The organism is Nonomuraea salmonea (assembly GCF_042428605.1).
GTDB classification, from domain to species: domain Bacteria; phylum Actinomycetota; class Actinomycetes; order Streptosporangiales; family Streptosporangiaceae; genus Nonomuraea; species Nonomuraea salmonea.
The window spans coordinates 95,925-112,438 of record NZ_JBHMCF010000051.1 but is presented as its reverse complement, the minus strand read 5'-3'; the positions used below and the strand labels follow the sequence as shown (position 1 = coordinate 112,438).

Here is a 16,514-nt window from a genome sequence, read left to right as displayed (position 1 = left end):
CCTCTACCCAGCAGAATCACGGGAAGGAATCCCCCCAATGCGCGACATCTCGCGGCGTCAGGCGATCATCGGTCTCGGTGCCTTCGCCTCCCTCGCCCTGACGGCCTGCGGCAGCGACGGCGAGACCCCGGCGAAGGGCGCGGAAACGGCGGCCAACAAGGCCGGCTCGATGGCGGGCTTCGCCGTCGGCCAGCAGTTCAAGGCCACCGAACCGGTGTCGTTCAGCATGCTCTACAACAACCATCCGTTCTACCCGCTCAAGAACGACTGGCTGTTCTGGCAGGAGCTCACCAAACGCACGAACGTCACCATCCAGCCGACGACCGTGCCGCTCAGCGACTACGAGAAGAAGCGCAGCCTGATCATCGGCGCCGGCGACGCCCCGCTGATCATCCCGAAGACGTACCACCCGTCGGAGGAGGCGTTCGTCTCCTCCGGCGCGATCCTGCCGGTCAGCGAGTACTTCGACCTCATGCCGAACTTCCAGGAGAAGGTCGCCAAGTGGCAGCTCCAGCCGGAGCTCAACTCGATCATGCAGTCGGACGGCCGCATCTACCTGCTGCCCGGCCTGCACGAGGCGGCCTGGGCCGACTACTCCTTCGCGGTGCGCACCGACATCCTGGAGAAGCTCAAGCTCGAGGTCCCGAAGACGCTCGACGACTTCTACGCCATGCTCAAGGCGATGAAGGCGGAGTACCCCGACCTCTATCCGATGACGGACCGCTGGGGCGTGCCGACGCCGGGCGGCAACCTGATCAAGCTGATCGCCCAGGCGTACGGCAGCAAGGGCGGCTGGGAGTACCAGCACGCCACGTTCGACCAGGCGCAGGGCAAGTTCGTCTACACCGGCACCATGCCGGGCTACAAGCAGACGATCGAGTACCTGAACAAGCTGGTCAAGGAGAAGCTGCTCGACCCTGAGAGCTTCACCCAGCAGGACGACGCGGCCAAGCAGAAGTTCGTCTCCGGCAAGTCGTTCGTGATGAGCACCAACGCGCAGACGCTGATCAACGACCTTCGCGGCCCGCTGAACGAGAACGACCCCGACGCCAAGATCGTCAAGATCCCGGTCCCGATCGGCCCCATCGGCGAGTACAAGATCGCCACCCGGCTGGAGAACGGCATCATGATCTCCAAGAAGGCCGTGGAGAACAAGAACTTCGTCGCCATGATGCAGTTCATCGACTGGCTCTGGTACTCCGACGCCGGCCAGGAGTTCGCCAAGTGGGGCGTCGAGGGCGTCACCTTCACCAAGGAGTCCGGCAAGTACAAGCTCACCAAGGACGTCGACTACGTCGGGCTCAACGCCGGCGCGCCCAAGCACCTGCAGAAGGACTTCGGCTTCGGCAACGGCGTGTTCGCCTACGGCGGCTCCACCGAGCTGCTGCAGTCCACGTTCTCGGAGGAGGAGATCGAGTTCCAGAACGTGATGAATGCCAGGAAGCCCTGGCCGGTCGAGCCGCCCGCGCCGCTCACCGAGGAGGAGCGCGAGCAGGCCTCCCTGTGGGAGACGCCGCTGAAGGACCACGTCACCCAGAACACGCTCAAGTTCATCCTCGGCCAGCGCGACCTCAGCGAGTGGGACGCCTACGTCAAGGAGGTCGAGGGCAAGGGCGCCACCCAGTACGTCACGCTGGTCAACGGCGCGTACGAGCGGTTCAAGAAGGAGCACGGCAGCTGACGCGGCCGACCTCCCCGCCGGCCGGGCCCTCCGCACCGCACCAGGACGGCCCGGCCACCCCGCTCCCGCGCCCGCTCCCGGCCACCCCCGCTCCCGTGCCCGCTCCCGGACGCTCGGCCACCCCCGCGCCCGCTCCCGGACGGCCCGGTCGCCCGGGCGCGAGCGCCGGGGCGGTCCCGGCCGCCCGCGCGCCCGAATCCGGAGGGATCGGTATCCTCCGGGAAAGTCTCGCCTCGGAGGACCACACGCGATGAGCGACCTGACGACCTCGCGGAAGTTCGGCACCGGCCCACTGTCGCGCGGCTCCGCGCTGATCTACACGCTGCTGATCGTCGAGCTGCTCGTCCTGCTCACCGCCGTCCCAGGACTGGTGGCGCTGGTGCTGCTCGACCGCGACGCCAGCAACGTCCCGCTGATGGCGGCCTGCCTGCTGCCCGTGGGCCCCGCGCTGTCCGCCGCCCTCTACGCCCTGCGCCACCGCAGCGGCGACCTCGCCGAGCTGAGCCCGGCCACCGCGTTCTGGCGCGGCTACAGGCTCAACTTCGGCGCCGCGCTCAAGATCTGGGTGCCCTGGCTGCTCGTGCTGGCCCTGGCCGGCACCAACCTGGCCAACTTCGCCGCCGCCGGGGTGCCCGGCTGGTGGGGCGCCCTGCTGATCGTGCTCGCCGCCGGCGGCACGCTGTGGGTGGCCAACGCGCTGGTCATCACCTCGCTGTTCGCCTTCAGGGCGGTGGACGTCGCCAAGCTCGCGGCGTACGCGCTCGGCCGCTTCCCCGCCGCCACCCTTGCCAACGCCTGCCTGCTCATCGTGGCGGGCGGCGTCGTGCTGGTCGCGTCGGAGGCGGTGCTGGCGCTGCTGGCCTCGGTGCTCACCGCGACGCTCCTGTGGAACAGCCGCGCCATGATCACCGAGGTGCGACAGCGCTTCACCCGCCCCTAGGAGCCCGCCCCTAGGAGCCCGCCCTAGTGGATCGTCCTGCCGTGCGCGTCGGGCACGCCCGACTTGCGGAAGAAGTAGGTGTTGATCTGGTCGCGCCACTCCTCCGCCGAGCGCACCTGCTCGTCCAGCCGCTCGCGTACGCGGGCGTACAGCGCGGGATCCACCACGTCGTCGCCCTCCAGCTTCGCCCACAGCGCCCTGATCTCGGCGGCCTCCTCGGCGCCGGCGAAGTGGGTGTCGTAGATGTGCTGGATGACCGTGGTGCCGCTCTGCAGCACGTGCTCGTACGGCACGTGGTGGAAGAACAGCAGCAGCTCGTCGGGGCACTCAGCGCGTGACTCGTACACCTGCGACCACGGCGCGGGATACTGGCCGGTGTAGCCGGTGCCGGTGGACCTGGTGCGGTCGACGCCGACGCCGTCGCGGTCGGCGAAGTGGTAGGTGCCCCACGGCGTGTACTCGTAGCCGTCCACGTCAGGGCCGTAATGGTGGCCTGGCCTGACCATGAAGCCGACGCCCAGCGGCGCGGTGTAGCGCTCGTACGTGCGCCACGAGCCGTCCATCATGCCGTGCAGCGTCTCCCGCAGCCCTTCGCCGCCCTTGGGGAACGTGAGCCCGATCCACTCGTCCAGGATCGCCGCCGGGTCGAGGCCGGGGTTCCAGGCCAGGCGGCCGAAGGCGTACAGGTTGGCCTGGGCCAGCGGATGCCCGGTCCAGTAGGGGTCGTCGCCCACGTTCGACACCGCGACGAGACCGCCGCTCGTCGTCACGTCAGCCACCGCCCGCTCGCCGGGGCCCCAGAAGCGGAACCCGAGCACCTCGCTCCACATCGGCGCGAGATAGCAGACGTGCCGCTGCTGGCCGGTGTACTCCTGCGTCACCTGCAGCTCCACCGCGAGCTTCGTGGCCGGCATGGCGGCGATCACCGGGGAGATCGGCTCGCGCGTCTGGAAGTCGATCGGGCCGTACTTGACCTGGAGGATCGCGTTGTCCCTGAACCGGCCGTCGAGCGGCGAGAAGTGGTCGTGGGCGGCGCGGGCGCGGTCGGTCTTCCGGTCGCGCCAGTCCTGGCGGTGGTTGTAGACGAAGGCCCGCCAGTGCACCACGCCGCCGTGCGGGGCGAGGGCGTCGGCCAGCATGTTCGCGCCGTCGGCGTGGTCGCGCCCGTACGCGAACGGTCCGGGCTGGCCCTCCGAGTCGGCCTTGACCACGTAACCGCCGAAGTCGGGGATCGTCTCGTAGACCCGCTCCGTCGTCCGCGCCCACCACGCGCGCACGTCCTCCTCCACCGGGTTCGCCGTCTCCAGGCCGCCGAGCACGATGGGGGAGGCGAAGGTGACCGACAGGTGCACGCGGATGCCGTACGCGCGGAACTCGGCCGCCAGCGCGGCCACCTCGCCGAGCCGGTCGGTCAGCAGGCGGGCCTCGGTGGCGTGCACGTTGACGTTGTTGACCGCGACCGCGTTGACGCCGGTGGCCGCCAGCAGCCGGGCGTAGGCGCGTACCCGGGTCAGGTCCTCGTGCAGGACGCCGTCATGCCAGAAGATCGAGCCGCCCGAGTAGCCGCGTTCCACCTGGCCCATCACGGGGTGCACGCCGATGTTGTCCCAGTGGTCGAGCATGCGCCTGGCCAGGGCGGGCCGGTGCGTTTCGGCCGGGCGGTCGCCCTCGAACGCCGCCTCGCCGAGCCTGACCACCGCGAAGAACCCGTACAGCAGGCCCGCCGGCTGATCTGCCAGCACCACGGTCACGCCGCCGGAGCGGGCCAGCAGGAAGCCCTCAGCACCCGGTTCGGGGCCCTTGACCGCCTGCGCGGCCGCGGGCAGCGAGCCGTCGGAGGTCAGCGCGAGCACGAGGTCGTACGGCTCGCCCGGCGCGGCCACGGCGCCGCCGTGCCGCGCGCAGGCGTCCGCCACCTCGGCCCGGACGGTCTCCGCGACCTCCGAGGCGTCGGCGAGCACGAGCACGCGGCGCGCGCCGAGCGCACGGAACGCCTCGGGGGGCAGCCAGGCCGGATGGACGTCATCGACATGGGGAACGGTCACGGGGGGCTCCTTAGGTCAAACTCCAAGGAGCGAATCTATCGCCGCCCCGCGAACCGCCCTCAGGCAGCGTCGTTGAAGGGCGTCAGCCGGAGCCTGATCGCGGTGGGCGCGGTGTCCTCGATGTAGGTGGAGCCGTCGGCCACGTCGTCGTAGGGGTAGCCGTACGCCTTGCCGCTGCGGGTGTTGGCGTGCAGGACGCGGGCGTAGTGGTTGGTGAGCGAGGTGCGGTAGTACTGCGACCGGTCGGTGACCGGCTGGTCGGGGTGGCTGAGCAGGGTCGTGCGGTTGAACGCGGCCCCGAGGATCGCCGCGATCGGCCCCGAGATCCCCTCGGAGTGCAGGGCGCCGTTGCAGTAGAACACGTCGCGGGTGCTCGGCCTGGCGAACGAGCGGATGCCCCTGTCGAAGACGAACTGCCCGCCCTGCACCCGCCCGGTGTAGGTGACGCCGTTGGCCACCACGCGCAGGTTCCTGCCGGTGTAGGAGTTCCACACGTCGTTGATGTACGGGTCCAGGTAACTGCCGGAGAACAGGCCCGAGTCGATGCCGTGGCCCGGCGCGATCACCCGCAGGTCGCCCACGACGAGGTTGCGGAACGCCGGCTGCGCCGCCACGCCCGCGAAGATCTGGTCGCGGCCGTTCGGCACCAGCGTGCCGGAGACCTGGCTGGTGCGGCCGTCCAGCTTGAGCTCCATCGGGATGGAGAACATGTCGACCATGGTCGTGTTGCAGAACATGCCGCCGCTGTTGAAGGTGAACTCCATGAAGTCGTGGAGCACGTTGTAGCTGGGGTCAGAGCTGACCCAGCCGGCCGGGTGCTGGAGCGCGGGGCGGCCGTTGCCGTCGATGACGACCCTGAACCTGATCTTCTGGCCGATGGAGACGTACACGCGGCCGGACATCCAGGGCAGCGTGATGCGGGTGTCGCCGCCGGCGGCCAGCGGGATCGACAGGTCGGCGAAGCCGTCGGGGCCGTTGTGCGACAGCGAGACCGGCACCTTGGTGCCGTCGGCGCGGGCGAAGACCTGATTGCCGGTGGCCTGGTCGGTGCCGACGACGTACAGCCAGATCTGGCTGTTGGCGTAGCGGAAGGTGTGGTTGACGACGGTCATGGGCAGCGACGTGGCCGCCTGGGCGGGCTTGGCGAGGGCCAGTACGGGAGTGGCCGCCGCGCCGGCCAGCAGCGCCCTTCTGGTGATCATCGTTCGACTCCTCGGGGGGTGCGCTTCGAGAGAGCGAAGGGTCGAGAGAGCGCTCTCTCGTCAGTTTCGGTTAAGTTTCTTTCCTGTAATGGCGCACTGTCAAGACCGGTATGAAGGGTCGTCACCGATTCGCGGGGCCGCGCCCTGCTCCGCCCTCCGCCGGGCCTCCCGCCGGCCCGCGCTAGCGGCCGGCGGCGGGTGCTGCCTGGTGGCCCTGGACCAGGCCGGATGGGGCCTGGGTGCGCCACGGGCGCGGCGTCATGGCCGGGCGGCGGCCGGCGACCAGCGGCGGCGTCTCGGGGGCCAGCACCGAGACCTCGCGGGGCGACGTACGCGCCGCACGCGGCGGCACCGCCTCGCCCTCGCGCGACCGCGGCCGGGCCGAGCCGCCGTCCCGCGTGGACGGCTTCGGGCCGGCGGTGGCGGGGGAGGACGGCGCTGATGTGATCGCGCCGATACGCGGGCCGCTTGTCGGGCTGCCGGTCGGGCTGCCGGTCGGGGCGCTCGTCGGGGCACCGTTCTGGCCGTCGCTGGGGGCGCCGCTGGGGGCGCCGCTGAGGGCGCTGGTCGGGGTGGCGATCGGGCGGGGGCTGAGGGCGGACAGCGGGCGCCGGCCGCGCGCGTCCTCCTCGTACGGGAACGTCAGCGGATCGAGCGTCGGCGAGCTGCCCGGGACGCCGATCAGCACCCCGGCCACCGCCAGTTGCAGCACGCCCGCCAGCAACGCCGAGACGCCCAGCACCCGCCGCCGCCGCGCACCGGCCGGACCGGGCCGCTCGCTCAGCACGGCGTACGCGTTCGTGCCATGAGTGTCCTCCGGGGGGTGGGGGGACGGACGGGTTTCTCGATCTAGGCACGAAAGATGATCGCGGTCAAGCGGGGACGAACGACGCAGGGGCCGTTCGGGGGTGCTGCGCTATGATCGCACCGACGACGGGCTCACGACCTGGAACGATCCGCACCGGCCCGGACACGTCGTTCAGGTCGCGGTTCAGGTCGCGCCGCTCACGGGACACGAGGAACGATGTCGAGCATCAAAGAGGTCGCCCGGCTCGCCGGGGTGTCCGTAGGCACCGTGAGCAACGTGCTCAACCGGCCCGACCTGGTCGCCCCCGACACCAGGCGCCGGGTGCAGGCGGCCATCGAGCGGCTCGGCTACGTCCGCAACGGCTCGGCCCGCCAGCTCCGCGCCGGCCGCAGCCGCACCATCGGGGTGGTCGCGCTCGACCTCGGCAACCCGTTCTTCATCGACGTCCTGCGCGGCGTCGAGACGGCGGCCCAGCAGTCCGACCTCACGGTCATGGTGTTCAACAGCAACAAGGACGCCTCCAGGGAGGCGGGGCTGCTCGACACGTTCGAGGAGCAGCGGCCGCTCGGCGTGCTGATCACGCCGGTCAACGACAGCGGCGAGGAGGAGCGGCTCGGCAGGCTCGTCGCGCGCGGCATCCCCGTGGTGCGCTTCGACAGCTCGGCCGGCCACGGCAACGGCTGCTCCGTCGCCGTGGACGACGTGCTCGGCGGGCGCCTGGCGGGCAACCACTTACGCGCGGCCGGCCATCGCCACATCGCCTTCGCCGGCGGCCCGTTCACCGTCCGCCAGGTGCGGGAGCGGCGCGACGGGCTGGCCGCCGCGCTCGGCCCCGGCGACACGCTCACCGAGATCCCGCTGCCCGACCTGACGGTCGCCACCGGCCGCACGGTCGGCCAGGAGATCGCCGCCCGGCCGCCCGCCGACCGGCCCACGGCGGTGTTCTGCGCCAACGACCTGGTCGCGATCGGCGTGCTGCAGGAGATGACGCTGCGCGGGCTGAAGGTCCCCGACGACCTGGCGATCATCGGCTACGACGACATCGACTTCGCGGCGGCGGCCGCCGTGCCGCTGTCGTCGGTCCGCCAGCCGCGCGAGCAGATCGGCCGCACGGCCGCCATGCTGCTGCTGGAGGAGGCCAACCGGCCGGGCGAGCACGAGCACCGCCAGGTCATCTTCCAGCCCGACCTGATGGCCCGCGCCTCCACGTCCGCGACCGCGCGCTAGCGGGCGCCCAGCCGGAGCGGGAGGGTGCGGGGGCCGCGTACCTGGCCGGTGGACCACGTCACCGCTGCCGGGTCGGCCAGTTCGAACGACGGGATGCGGGCCAGCCACACCTCCAGCGCGACCCGCAGCTCCATGCGGGCCAGGTGGGAGCCGACGCAGCGGTGGATGCCGAGGCCGAAGGCGGCGTGCCGGTTCGCCTCGCGGTCGATGACCACCTCGCCGGCCCGCTCGAACTGCGCCGGGTCTCGGTTGCCCGAGGGGAACGACAGCAGCACCCAGTCGTCGGCCCGCATGCGCACGCCGTTCCAGGTCATGTCCTCCTTGACCAGCCTGGCCATGGTGACCGGCGCGTACGCCCGCAGGAGCTCCTCCATCGCGGTCGGCAGCAGCTCGGGCTCGGCGACCAGCCGCTCGCGGTCGGCCGGCGTCCTCGCGAGGTGCCACAGCGAGGCGCCGATCGCGCTCCACGTCGTGTCGATGCCCGCGATGAGCAGCAGCGCCATCGTGCCGGCGACGTGCGCGGCCTCCAGCTTGTGCCCGCCCAGCTCGGCCTTCACCAGGTAGGTGGTCAGGTCGTCGCGCGGGTGGTCGACGTGGTCGCGGATCTGGTCGAGCAGGTAGTCGTACAGCTCGTCCAGGGCCGCCGTACGCTCCTCGGCCGGCTTGTTGACGCCTTCGAGCACGTTCTCGATGAAGCGCCGGAACCGGGGCCCGTCCTCGGGCGGGAAGCCCAGCATGTCGGCGATCACCCGGACCGGGATGTGCTGGGCGTAGTCGCGGGCGGCGTCCACGACCGGCAGACCCTCCAGGGTGTCCACGAGGGCGTGGCAGTAGGCGCGCGTCGCGGCCTCCCGCCGGGCCACCGCCGACTTGGTGAACGCCGGCAGCAGCAGCTTCCTCGCGTGGTGGTGGAACGGCGGGTCGGACGAGATCGGCGGCGAGTCGCCCATCGGGGCCAGCTCGCGCGGCGGCCGGACGTTGCCCATGATGATCGCGCGCGAGGAGAACCGCTCGGTGTCGTACGCGACCGCGGCCACGTCCGCGTACCGCGTCGGCAGCCAGCCGCCGCCGAACCGCTCCGTGCGGGCGATCGGGCAGCGCTCGCGCAGGTCGTCCAGGATCGGGTACGGGTCGGCCGCCCATTCGGGCTCCAGGTGGGAGAAGTCGGTCGCCCAGTCGGAGACCGGGCCGGTGACGATCTCGCTCCGCGTGCCCTCAGGCACCTCGGACGCCTCCTGCGGGCCCGCCGTGAAGCGGTCGTCCACGGTCATCGTCAGGATCCCTCACCGGTGTCGATGGCGTGCTCGGGGCAGTTGGAGACGGCCAGGCGGGCCGCCCGCTCCTGCCCGGACGCCACCAGGCCGTCGCCGAGCACCGTGCCGTAGCCCTCGCCGTCCTCCCCGAACAGCTCGGGTGCGAGGTCGTAGCAGCGGCCGTGGCCCTGGCAGCGCTCCGGGTCGATGTGCAGTTTCACGGGGTGGCCTCCGTCTGTGGTGTCGGGTCGGTGGAGCCGGTCGGTGCGAGGGCGGCGATGATGCGGACGAGCAGCGCCGTCCACTCCTCGTCGTCCACGGGATGCAGGTCGGAGGTGACGAGCGCGCTGCCCATCGCGAGCAGGGTGCAGAAGTGGGCGAACGCGTCGGCGGAGACGCCGGGGTCGATCTCGTCGTCGGCCTGCGCCACGCGTACGAGGTCGGCGATCCAGCCCGCCCGCTCGCCGAGGTAGTCGCGCATCGAGGCGGCCACGTCGTCGTCCCTGCGGGCGGCGACCAGCGCCTCCACGATGAGGTTGCCCTGCGCGTCGCGGCGGCGCGGCAGGCCGCGCCCCAGGGCGAGCAGCAGGTCGGTGGCGGACCTGTCGGGGTCGGCGGCGAACAGCCCGGCCAGCATGCGCCGCCCGTGCGCGCGCAGCGCGGCCACCATCAGGTCGGCCTTCGAGCCGAAGTGGGCGTACAGGGCGCCGTTGCTGACGCCCGCCGCGGCGGAGATGTCGGCCACGCGGGTGCCGTCGTAGCCGCGCTCGGCGAAGGCGTCGGCGGCGGCGCGCAGCAGGCGCTCACGGGTCTCGGCGGCGGTCACTCCGGGGATGCGTCCCATGAACGAATTTAAAAAGTCGTTCATTTGCCGCGTCAAGTGCACCGGGGCCGGGGGTGGCCCGGGGTCCTGATCTCATCTACGCTGAACGCGGCGAGGGGAGTACTTCGCAAGAGTCGGCCCGGTCAGTACGGACGTCCGCGCGTCCCCGGGCGGCCACCCCCAGGGTGAAGGAGACCTCGAACGGGAGAAGTACGTTCGAGGGAGGTTTCCCATGTCCGCGGGGTTGTTCTCGCATGCCGTCGAGCTGCGCACCATCGCCTCACCGGCCCTATGGTCGATCACGGTGGCGGCCCTGGTGCTGCTGCTGGCGCTCGATCTCCTGCTGACCCGCAGGCCGCGCGAGGAGAGCGTGCGCGCGGCGGCCGGCTGGTCGGTGTTCTACCTGCTGCTGCCCGTGCTCTTCGGCTTCTACCTGTGGGCCGATCACGGGGGCGGCGTGGCGGTGGAGTTCTTCACCGGGTTCGTGGTGGAGAAGTCGCTGTCCGTCGACAACCTGTTCGTGTTCATGCTGCTGCTGGCCGCCTTCGCGGTGCCGTCCGCGCTGGCCAGGCAGGTGCTGCTGTACGGCATCGTCGGCGCCCTCGTCCTGCGCGCGATCTTCATCGGGCTCGGCGCCGCCGCGCTGCAGAGCGGCACGTGGGCGTTCCTGCTGTTCGGCGGGATCCTCATCCTGACCGCCGGCAAGATCGTCAAGGACGTGATGGCGGGGGAGCAGCAGGAGGTGGACATCTCCTCCATGCGCACGGTCCGCCTGGTACGCCGGTTCGTCCCCGTCACCGAAGGCTACCGGGGCTCGCGCCTGGTCGTCCGGGAGAAGGGGCGCATGGCGCTGACCCCGCTCGCGCTGGCCGCGGTCGCCATCCTGGCCACCGACATCGTCTTCGCCGTGGACTCGGTGCCCGCGGTGTACGGCGTCACCGAGGACCCTTTCCTGGTGTTCGCCACCAACGCGTTCGCTCTGCTCGGCCTGCGCGCGCTGTACTTCGTGCTGCAGGGCGTGCTGGCCAAGCTGCGCCACCTCAACCACGGGCTGGCCGTCATCCTGGCCTTCATCGGGGTCAAGCTGATCCTGCACTGGGCGCACGGCGTCTGGCCCGGCGTGCCGGAGATCCCGACGCCGCTCTCGCTCGGCGTCATCGTCTGCGTCCTGGCCACGGTCACCGCGACCAGCCTGCTCGCCAACCGCCGCGAACGGCGGCGCGCGCCGCGGCAACCGCTCGAAGAGGCCGAGCGGCACGTCTAGGGGGCGGTCAGTGACCGGTTAGTGGGCGGCGCGGGCCTGGAGGAGGTCGGCGAGGAAGTGCAGCAGGGCCGCCGAGGTGGTGGCGGAGGTGATGGCCTGCTCCTCGATGAGCCCCTGCACGCGCAGCATCGGCACCCACTCGGCCCGCCCGCGCTCCTCGTCGCCCTCGCCCTTCTCCGGGCCACCGGGCAGCTCGGTGGCCTGGTGGGCGGCGAACACGACGTGCTCGCAGTCGGCGACGTCGCCGGCCGGCCTGGTGCGGATCAGCGGCACCAGCGGGCCGGGCCGCCAGCCCGTCTGCTCCTCGACGTGGCGGGCCGCCGCCTCCGCAGGTTCCTCGCCCGGGCCGACGTCGCCGAGCGGGATCTCCCAGCCGCGGGTGTCGGTGATGGGGCTGTGCCGCCACAGCAGCAGCACCCGCCCGTCGTGGAAGACGACCGCGCCGGCCGCCTGCGGCGTCCTGATGAAGGGCCGCTCGACGCGCTCACCACCGGTCAGCTCGACGTCGGCGACCCCGAGGCCGACCCCGTTCGCCGCGTAGAGCAATCGCTCCGACCGCCGTCGCATGGGATTCTCCTCACCGCTCACCGCTCCTATCCCCACTCTCCTCGTCGATACGCACCGGTAGGGCTAGAGCCGGGCGCTCGGGGGAAACGTCAGTGGGGGAGGCTACCCTGGGCTGCGCCGTTTCGCGGAGGGGCGGCACGGGGGTCCTGGGCGTCCCGGCGTCCGACCGGAGGGGAAGCGATCGTGGGGTCATGCGCAGGCGGAGGGCTGCCACCTGACGAGGTCGTCGTCACGGCCCTGCGCGCGGGCGACGAGGCGATGTTCGCGGTGCTGCTCGACACCTGGTCACGGGGCATGCTCCGGGTCGCCAGGTCCTACGTGTCCACCGACCACTCGGCGGAGGAGGTCGTCCAGGACACGTGGCTGGCGATCATCGACGGCATCGACGGGTTCGAGCAGCGGTCGTCGGTGAAGACGTGGGTCTACCGCATCCTCGTCAACACCGCGAAGAAGCGCGGGGTGCGGGAGAGCCGCACGCTGCCGTGGAGCACGTTCGGGGCCGACGGCGAGCCCTATGAGCCTGGGGCGTTCGGGCCCGGGCCGCTGCCCGGCGGCTGGGGCGACCCGGGCTGGTGGCCGACGCCCGAGGGCGAGGCGCTGGCCGCCGAGGTGCGCACGCTGATCGCGGAGGCCCTGGCGCGGCTGCCGCCGCGGCAGCGGGTGGTCATCACGTTGCGCGACGTCGAGGGGTGCACCTCCGACGAGGTCTGCGAGATCCTGGAGATCTCCGCGGCCAACCAGCGGGTGCTGCTGCACCGCGCCCGCACGGCCGTACGCGGCTGGCTGGCCGACTACTACGACTCGGTCAAGCAACCGGAATGACGTCGCCTGTCCCATCTGGCGCGAAGAGCGGCGACAATGAAGTGAAGCGGTTCATCTCAATGACAAGGGCGGTCCACGTCGTGAAGCGGTTCACCTGCGACGAGCTGGCGGAACTCCTCACCGCCTACCTTGACGGGGCCCTCGATCGGCTCGCCCGCGACGGCATCAAGGCCCATCTGGCCGGGTGCGAGTGGTGCGAGCGCTACTTCGAGCAGTTCCGCGCCACCATCAGGGCGCTCGGCGACCAGCCGCCGGAGAAGCTGTCGGCCGGGGTCCGCGACCGTCTCATGGTCGCCTTCCGCGAGCGCCGCGGCGTCTAGCGGGATTTCGTTCGCGCTCGCGGGCGAATCCGGCGTGCAGGGCGGCGAGCACGGCCGGGGTGAGCGTGCCGGCGCGCAGGCAGCCGAGCGCGGCGATCGTGGCGCGCAGCTGGTCGAGCCGGCGCGCGCAGCCGGGGCAGGCGTTCAGGTGCCGCATCACGGCGCGGTGCCGGGCCGGCGGGAGCGCACCTTCCAAGTAGTCGGTCAGCGAGGCGAGCACGTGCTCGCACGTCCGCGCTCCGCCTCCTCGCCGTCGCTTCATGCCCATGTGACCTAGTTCTCAGCCCGCTTTATCCGTTACACCCCGATTTGTGCGTAACGTTCTGGCGCCTCGCGGATCTGTAGCTCCGTACTGACCGGCGAGGGGAGGACGATGATCGGTGTCACGGCCGAGAGCGCACCGTTGCGGGACGCCTCAGAGGTGGCCGACTTCGCGCGCAACAGCTTCCGTCCATCGGCGGGTGACCGCGTGGGCGTGGAACTCGAGTTCCTGGTCTTCGACCGTACGGACGTCACGGGGCAGGTGCCGGTGTCCAGGGTCGAGCGGGCCCTGCCGGCCCGGCTGCCGGGCGGGAGCAAGGTGACGTTCGAACCCGGCGGCCAGCTTGAGCTGTCCGGGCCCGCGGGATCGCTCCCGCTGATGCTGACCGCGCTGGCCGCCGACGTGGCGGCGGTCCGCGACGCCCTCGACGCCGAAGGGCTGGCGCTGGCCGGGGTCGGGCTCGACCCCGTGCGCCCGGCCCGCCGCCAGCTCACGCTCCCCAGGTACGACGCCATGGCGGAGTTCCTCGGCCGCCCGTACGGGGCGCTGATGATGTGCTCGACCGCCTCCATCCAGGTCAACCTGGACCTGGGGGACCGCCCCGCCGCTCGCTGGGAGCGTGCCCATGCGCTCGGCCCGATGCTGCTCGCCGCCTTCGCCAACTCGCCGCTGAGCGACGGACGGCCCAGCGGCTGGATGTCCGGCCGCCAGGCGGTCTGGGACAACCTCGACCCCACCAGGACCGTACCCGTCCCCAGAACCGGCGACCCCGCGGCCGACTGGGCGGAATACCTGCTCGACGCCCGCCTCATGCTGGTACGCGAGGGCGACGACCACTACCGCACGATCCGCGACGGCTCCACGTTCCGCGACTGGCTGGACGGCGCCGGCCCCCGCCGCCCCACGGCCGAGGACCTCGCCTACCACGCCACCACCGTCTTCCCCCCGGTACGCCCCCGGGGCTGGCTGGAGATCCGCTACCTCGACGCGCAGCACCCGTCGGCCTGGCCGGTGTGCGCGGCGGTGACGTACGCGCTCGTCACCGACGACAGGGCCGCCGACACCGCGATGGCCGCCGTCGAGCCGCACCGGCAGGCGTGGGAGGCGGCGGCGCGGTGCGGGCTGGCGGACTCGCGCATCGGCCGGGCCGCCGAGACCTGCTTCAGGGCCGCGCTGGAGGCCCTGCCCCGGCTCGGCGCGGACGCCGCCCTGGCCGGCGCGGTGGCCGCGTTCGCCGACCGGCACGTGACGACCGGCCGCTCGCCGGCGGCCGACCTGACCCTCGAAGGACTGCTATGACCGACGCCAAGGAACGCATCGCCGCGCAACTCCTCGCGGTCCGCGACCGCTCGCTCGCCTACACCGAGGCCGACGACGACCTGCTCGTCCGCCAGCACTCCCCGCTGATGTCGCCGCTCGTCTGGGACCTCGCGCACGTGGGCAACTACGAGGAGCTGTGGGTGCTGCGGGCCGCCGGCGGCATCACGCCGCTGCGCCCCGAGATCGACGACATCTACGACGCGTTCAAGACCCCGCGCAAGGACCGCCCGAGCCTGCCCTTCCTGGGCCCCGCCGAGGCCCGCCGCTACATCGAGGGCGTGCGCGGGCGCGTCCTCGATGTGCTGGACGCCATCGACCTGGACGACCCCAGCCCGCTCAACCGCGACGGCTTCGTCTTCGGCCTGGTCATCCAGCACGAGCACCAGCACGACGAGACGATGCTGGCCACCCTGCAGTTGTCCGGGCAGCCCGGCCTCGTCCAGGACGGCGAGCTGCCCAAGGGACGCGCGGGCGGGCCCGAGGAGGTGCACGTGCCGGCCGGGCCGTTCCTCATGGGCACCGACACGCTGCCCTGGGCCTACGACAACGAGCGCCCCGCCACCTGGGTGGACCTGCCCGGCTACTGGATCGACCGGCTGCCCGTCGGCAACCGCGCGTACGCCGACTTCATCGAGGACGGCGGCTACGACGACCCCCGCTGGTGGACCCCCGAGGGCTGGCACTGGCGGCAGACCAGCGGCGCCACCGGGCCGCTCTTCTGGACCAGGGACGGCGGCACCTGGTACCGCAACCGCTTCGGCCGCACCGAGCCGCTCCCCATGGACGAGCCCGTCCAGCACGTCTGCTGGTACGAGGCCGACGCCTACGCCCGCTGGGCGGGCAAGCGGCTGCCCACCGAGGCCGAGTGGGAGAAGGCGTGCGGCTGGGACCCCGAGCGGCGGCGCTCCCGGCGCTACCCGTGGGGCGAGACCGAGCCCACGCCCGCCCTCGCGAACCTCGGCCACCGCGCCTCCCACCCCGCGCCCCTCGGCGCCTACCCGGGCGGGGCCTCGGCGTACGGGGTGGAGCAGATGGTGGGGGACGTGTGGGAGTGGACCGGGTCCTGGTTCAACGGCTACCCGGGGTTCCGCAGTTTTCCGTACAAGGAGTACAGCGAGGTGTTCTTCGGCGAGGAGTACCGGGTGCTGCGGGGCGGCTCGTGGGCGGCCGACCCGGCGGCGGTGCGGACCACGTTCAGGAACTGGGACTACCCGATCCGCCGGCAGATCTTCACCGGCTTCCGGTGCGCCAGGCCGGAGACCTGAGGTGTGCAGGCACGCCGCCTGGCTGGGCGCCGCACGGCCGCTCACCTCGCTCATCCACCAGCCGCCGCACGGGCTGCTCACCCAGTCGTACGCGCCGCGCCGGCAGCGGCACGGCACGATCAACGCGGACGGCTACGGCATGGGCTGGTACGACCCGGCCCGCGCCGAGCCCGTCCGCTACCGGCGGTCCGTCCCCATGTGGACCGACGCCAACCTGACCGCGCTCGCCGAGATCGCCCGCTCGGCCTGCCTGCTCGCGGCCGTCCGCTCGGCCACCGTGGGCATGCCGATCGAGGAGAGCGCCACCGCGCCGTTCGCCGACCGCAGGTGGCTGCTCAGCCACAACGGCCGGGTCGACCGCGACGCGGTCAAGGACCTCGCCGACGGCGCCGAGTCCACCTGTGACGCCGCCTGGCTCGCCGCCGCCGTGTTCCAGCGCGGCCGGGCGGGGGCCGGGCTGGGCGAGGCGCTGGCCGACGTCGTCGTACGGGCGGGGGAGAAGGACCCCGCCGCCCGGCTCAACCTGCTCGCCTGCGACGGCGCGTCCATCGCCGCGACCGTGTGGGGCGACACCCTGTTCCATCACCGACTCCACGACGGCGTGCTGGTCGCCAGCGAGCCGCTCGACGACTCGCCGGGCTGGCAGGCCCTGCCCGACCGCGTCCTGCTGACCGTGTCAGGCGACGACGTCCAGGTCCAGCCGTTGTGAACTCAC

17 protein-coding genes are annotated in these 16,514 nt (G+C 72.1%); 9 read left to right on the top strand and 8 right to left on the bottom strand.

The features are described 5' to 3' along the window. Window positions 1-37 precede the first annotated feature (37 nt). Complete coding sequence (locus ACFFR3_RS44120; protein ID WP_345400124.1) at window positions 38-1,681, top strand: ABC transporter substrate-binding protein; 1,644 nt, start codon at window positions 38-40, stop codon at window positions 1,679-1,681. 250 nt (window positions 1,682-1,931) lie between these two features. After that, a complete protein-coding gene (locus ACFFR3_RS44115; protein ID WP_345400127.1) occupies window positions 1,932-2,621 on the top strand; it encodes a DUF624 domain-containing protein in 690 nt (229 codons plus the stop codon). Between the two features lie 23 nt (window positions 2,622-2,644). On the opposite strand, the gene ACFFR3_RS44110 is transcribed toward ACFFR3_RS44115, so the two are convergent. The 3 genes from ACFFR3_RS44110 to ACFFR3_RS44100 form a co-directional block, all read right to left on the bottom strand. Beyond that, a complete protein-coding gene (locus ACFFR3_RS44110; protein ID WP_379485084.1) occupies window positions 2,645-4,666 on the bottom strand; it encodes an alpha-glucuronidase in 2,022 nt (673 codons plus the stop codon). A 59-nt stretch (window positions 4,667-4,725) separates the two neighbouring features. Further along, window positions 4,726-5,868 carry a beta-1,3-glucanase family protein gene (locus ACFFR3_RS44105; RefSeq protein WP_345400133.1) on the bottom strand — a complete coding sequence of 381 codons (1,143 nt, stop codon included), beginning with the start codon at window positions 5,866-5,868 and terminating at the stop codon, window positions 4,726-4,728. Between the two features lie 181 nt (window positions 5,869-6,049). Further along, complete coding sequence (locus ACFFR3_RS44100; RefSeq protein WP_345400136.1) at window positions 6,050-6,655, bottom strand: hypothetical protein; 606 nt, start codon at window positions 6,653-6,655, stop codon at window positions 6,050-6,052. A gap of 237 nt (window positions 6,656-6,892) precedes the next feature. Here ACFFR3_RS44100 and ACFFR3_RS44095 point away from each other — a divergent pair, with 237 nt between their 5' ends. Further along, window positions 6,893-7,903 (top strand): LacI family DNA-binding transcriptional regulator, encoded by a 1,011-nt coding sequence (locus ACFFR3_RS44095; protein WP_364369443.1) that lies wholly within the window; start codon window positions 6,893-6,895, stop codon window positions 7,901-7,903. Here the strand turns inward: ACFFR3_RS44095 and ACFFR3_RS44090 are convergent. From ACFFR3_RS44090 to ACFFR3_RS44080, 3 genes are read right to left on the bottom strand one after another with little or no spacing between them, the layout of a single operon-like run. Continuing rightward, window positions 7,900-9,174: a cytochrome P450 gene (locus ACFFR3_RS44090; RefSeq protein ID WP_364369446.1), complete on the bottom strand. Its 1,275-nt coding sequence runs from the start codon at window positions 9,172-9,174 to the stop codon at window positions 7,900-7,902. The genes ACFFR3_RS44095 and ACFFR3_RS44090 overlap by 4 nt on opposite strands. Window positions 9,175-9,176: 2 nt before the next feature. Beyond that, window positions 9,177-9,377 carry a ferredoxin gene (locus ACFFR3_RS44085; RefSeq protein ID WP_345400139.1) on the bottom strand — a complete coding sequence of 67 codons (201 nt, stop codon included), beginning with the start codon at window positions 9,375-9,377 and terminating at the stop codon, window positions 9,177-9,179. Further along, window positions 9,374-10,000 (bottom strand): TetR family transcriptional regulator, encoded by a 627-nt coding sequence (locus ACFFR3_RS44080; protein WP_345400142.1) that lies wholly within the window; start codon window positions 9,998-10,000, stop codon window positions 9,374-9,376. Before ACFFR3_RS44080 ends, ACFFR3_RS44085 begins: the two co-directional genes overlap by 4 nt. Before the next feature lie 211 nt (window positions 10,001-10,211). Here ACFFR3_RS44080 and ACFFR3_RS44075 point away from each other — a divergent pair, with 211 nt between their 5' ends. After that, a complete protein-coding gene (locus tag ACFFR3_RS44075; protein WP_379485083.1) occupies window positions 10,212-11,243 on the top strand; it encodes a TerC/Alx family metal homeostasis membrane protein in 1,032 nt (343 codons plus the stop codon). 18 nt (window positions 11,244-11,261) lie between these two features. Here ACFFR3_RS44075 and ACFFR3_RS44070 read toward each other — a convergent pair whose 3' ends face one another. After that, window positions 11,262-11,810 carry an NUDIX domain-containing protein gene (locus tag ACFFR3_RS44070; RefSeq protein WP_345400151.1) on the bottom strand — a complete coding sequence of 183 codons (549 nt, stop codon included), beginning with the start codon at window positions 11,808-11,810 and terminating at the stop codon, window positions 11,262-11,264. A gap of 183 nt (window positions 11,811-11,993) precedes the next feature. Here ACFFR3_RS44070 and ACFFR3_RS44065 point away from each other — a divergent pair, with 183 nt between their 5' ends. Continuing rightward, window positions 11,994-12,632 (top strand): RNA polymerase sigma factor, encoded by a 639-nt coding sequence (locus ACFFR3_RS44065; RefSeq protein ID WP_345400154.1) that lies wholly within the window; start codon window positions 11,994-11,996, stop codon window positions 12,630-12,632. A 59-nt stretch (window positions 12,633-12,691) separates the two neighbouring features. Next, window positions 12,692-12,952 carry an anti-sigma factor family protein gene (locus ACFFR3_RS44060; RefSeq protein WP_379485082.1) on the top strand — a complete coding sequence of 87 codons (261 nt, stop codon included), beginning with the start codon at window positions 12,692-12,694 and terminating at the stop codon, window positions 12,950-12,952. Here ACFFR3_RS44060 and ACFFR3_RS44055 read toward each other — a convergent pair. Next, the gene (locus ACFFR3_RS44055) at window positions 12,918-13,214 is read right to left on the bottom strand and encodes an anti-sigma factor family protein (RefSeq protein ID WP_379485081.1); all 297 of its coding nucleotides are present in this window, start codon (window positions 13,212-13,214) and stop codon (window positions 12,918-12,920) included. The genes ACFFR3_RS44060 and ACFFR3_RS44055 overlap by 35 nt on opposite strands. Before the next feature lie 111 nt (window positions 13,215-13,325). On the opposite strand from ACFFR3_RS44055, the gene egtA reads away from it, so the two are divergent. From egtA to egtC, 3 genes are read left to right on the top strand one after another with little or no spacing between them, the layout of a single operon-like run. Then, window positions 13,326-14,513 (top strand): ergothioneine biosynthesis glutamate--cysteine ligase EgtA, encoded by a 1,188-nt coding sequence (gene egtA, locus ACFFR3_RS44050; protein WP_379485080.1) that lies wholly within the window; start codon window positions 13,326-13,328, stop codon window positions 14,511-14,513. Continuing rightward, on the top strand, window positions 14,510-15,799 hold the full coding sequence (gene egtB / locus ACFFR3_RS44045) for an ergothioneine biosynthesis protein EgtB (RefSeq protein WP_364369463.1): 1,290 nt from the start codon (window positions 14,510-14,512) through the stop codon (window positions 15,797-15,799). Before egtA ends, egtB begins: the two co-directional genes overlap by 4 nt. A gap of 1 nt (window position 15,800) precedes the next feature. Beyond that, window positions 15,801-16,508 carry an ergothioneine biosynthesis protein EgtC gene (gene egtC, locus ACFFR3_RS44040; RefSeq protein WP_379485079.1) on the top strand — a complete coding sequence of 236 codons (708 nt, stop codon included), beginning with the start codon at window positions 15,801-15,803 and terminating at the stop codon, window positions 16,506-16,508. Window positions 16,509-16,514 lie beyond the last annotated feature (6 nt).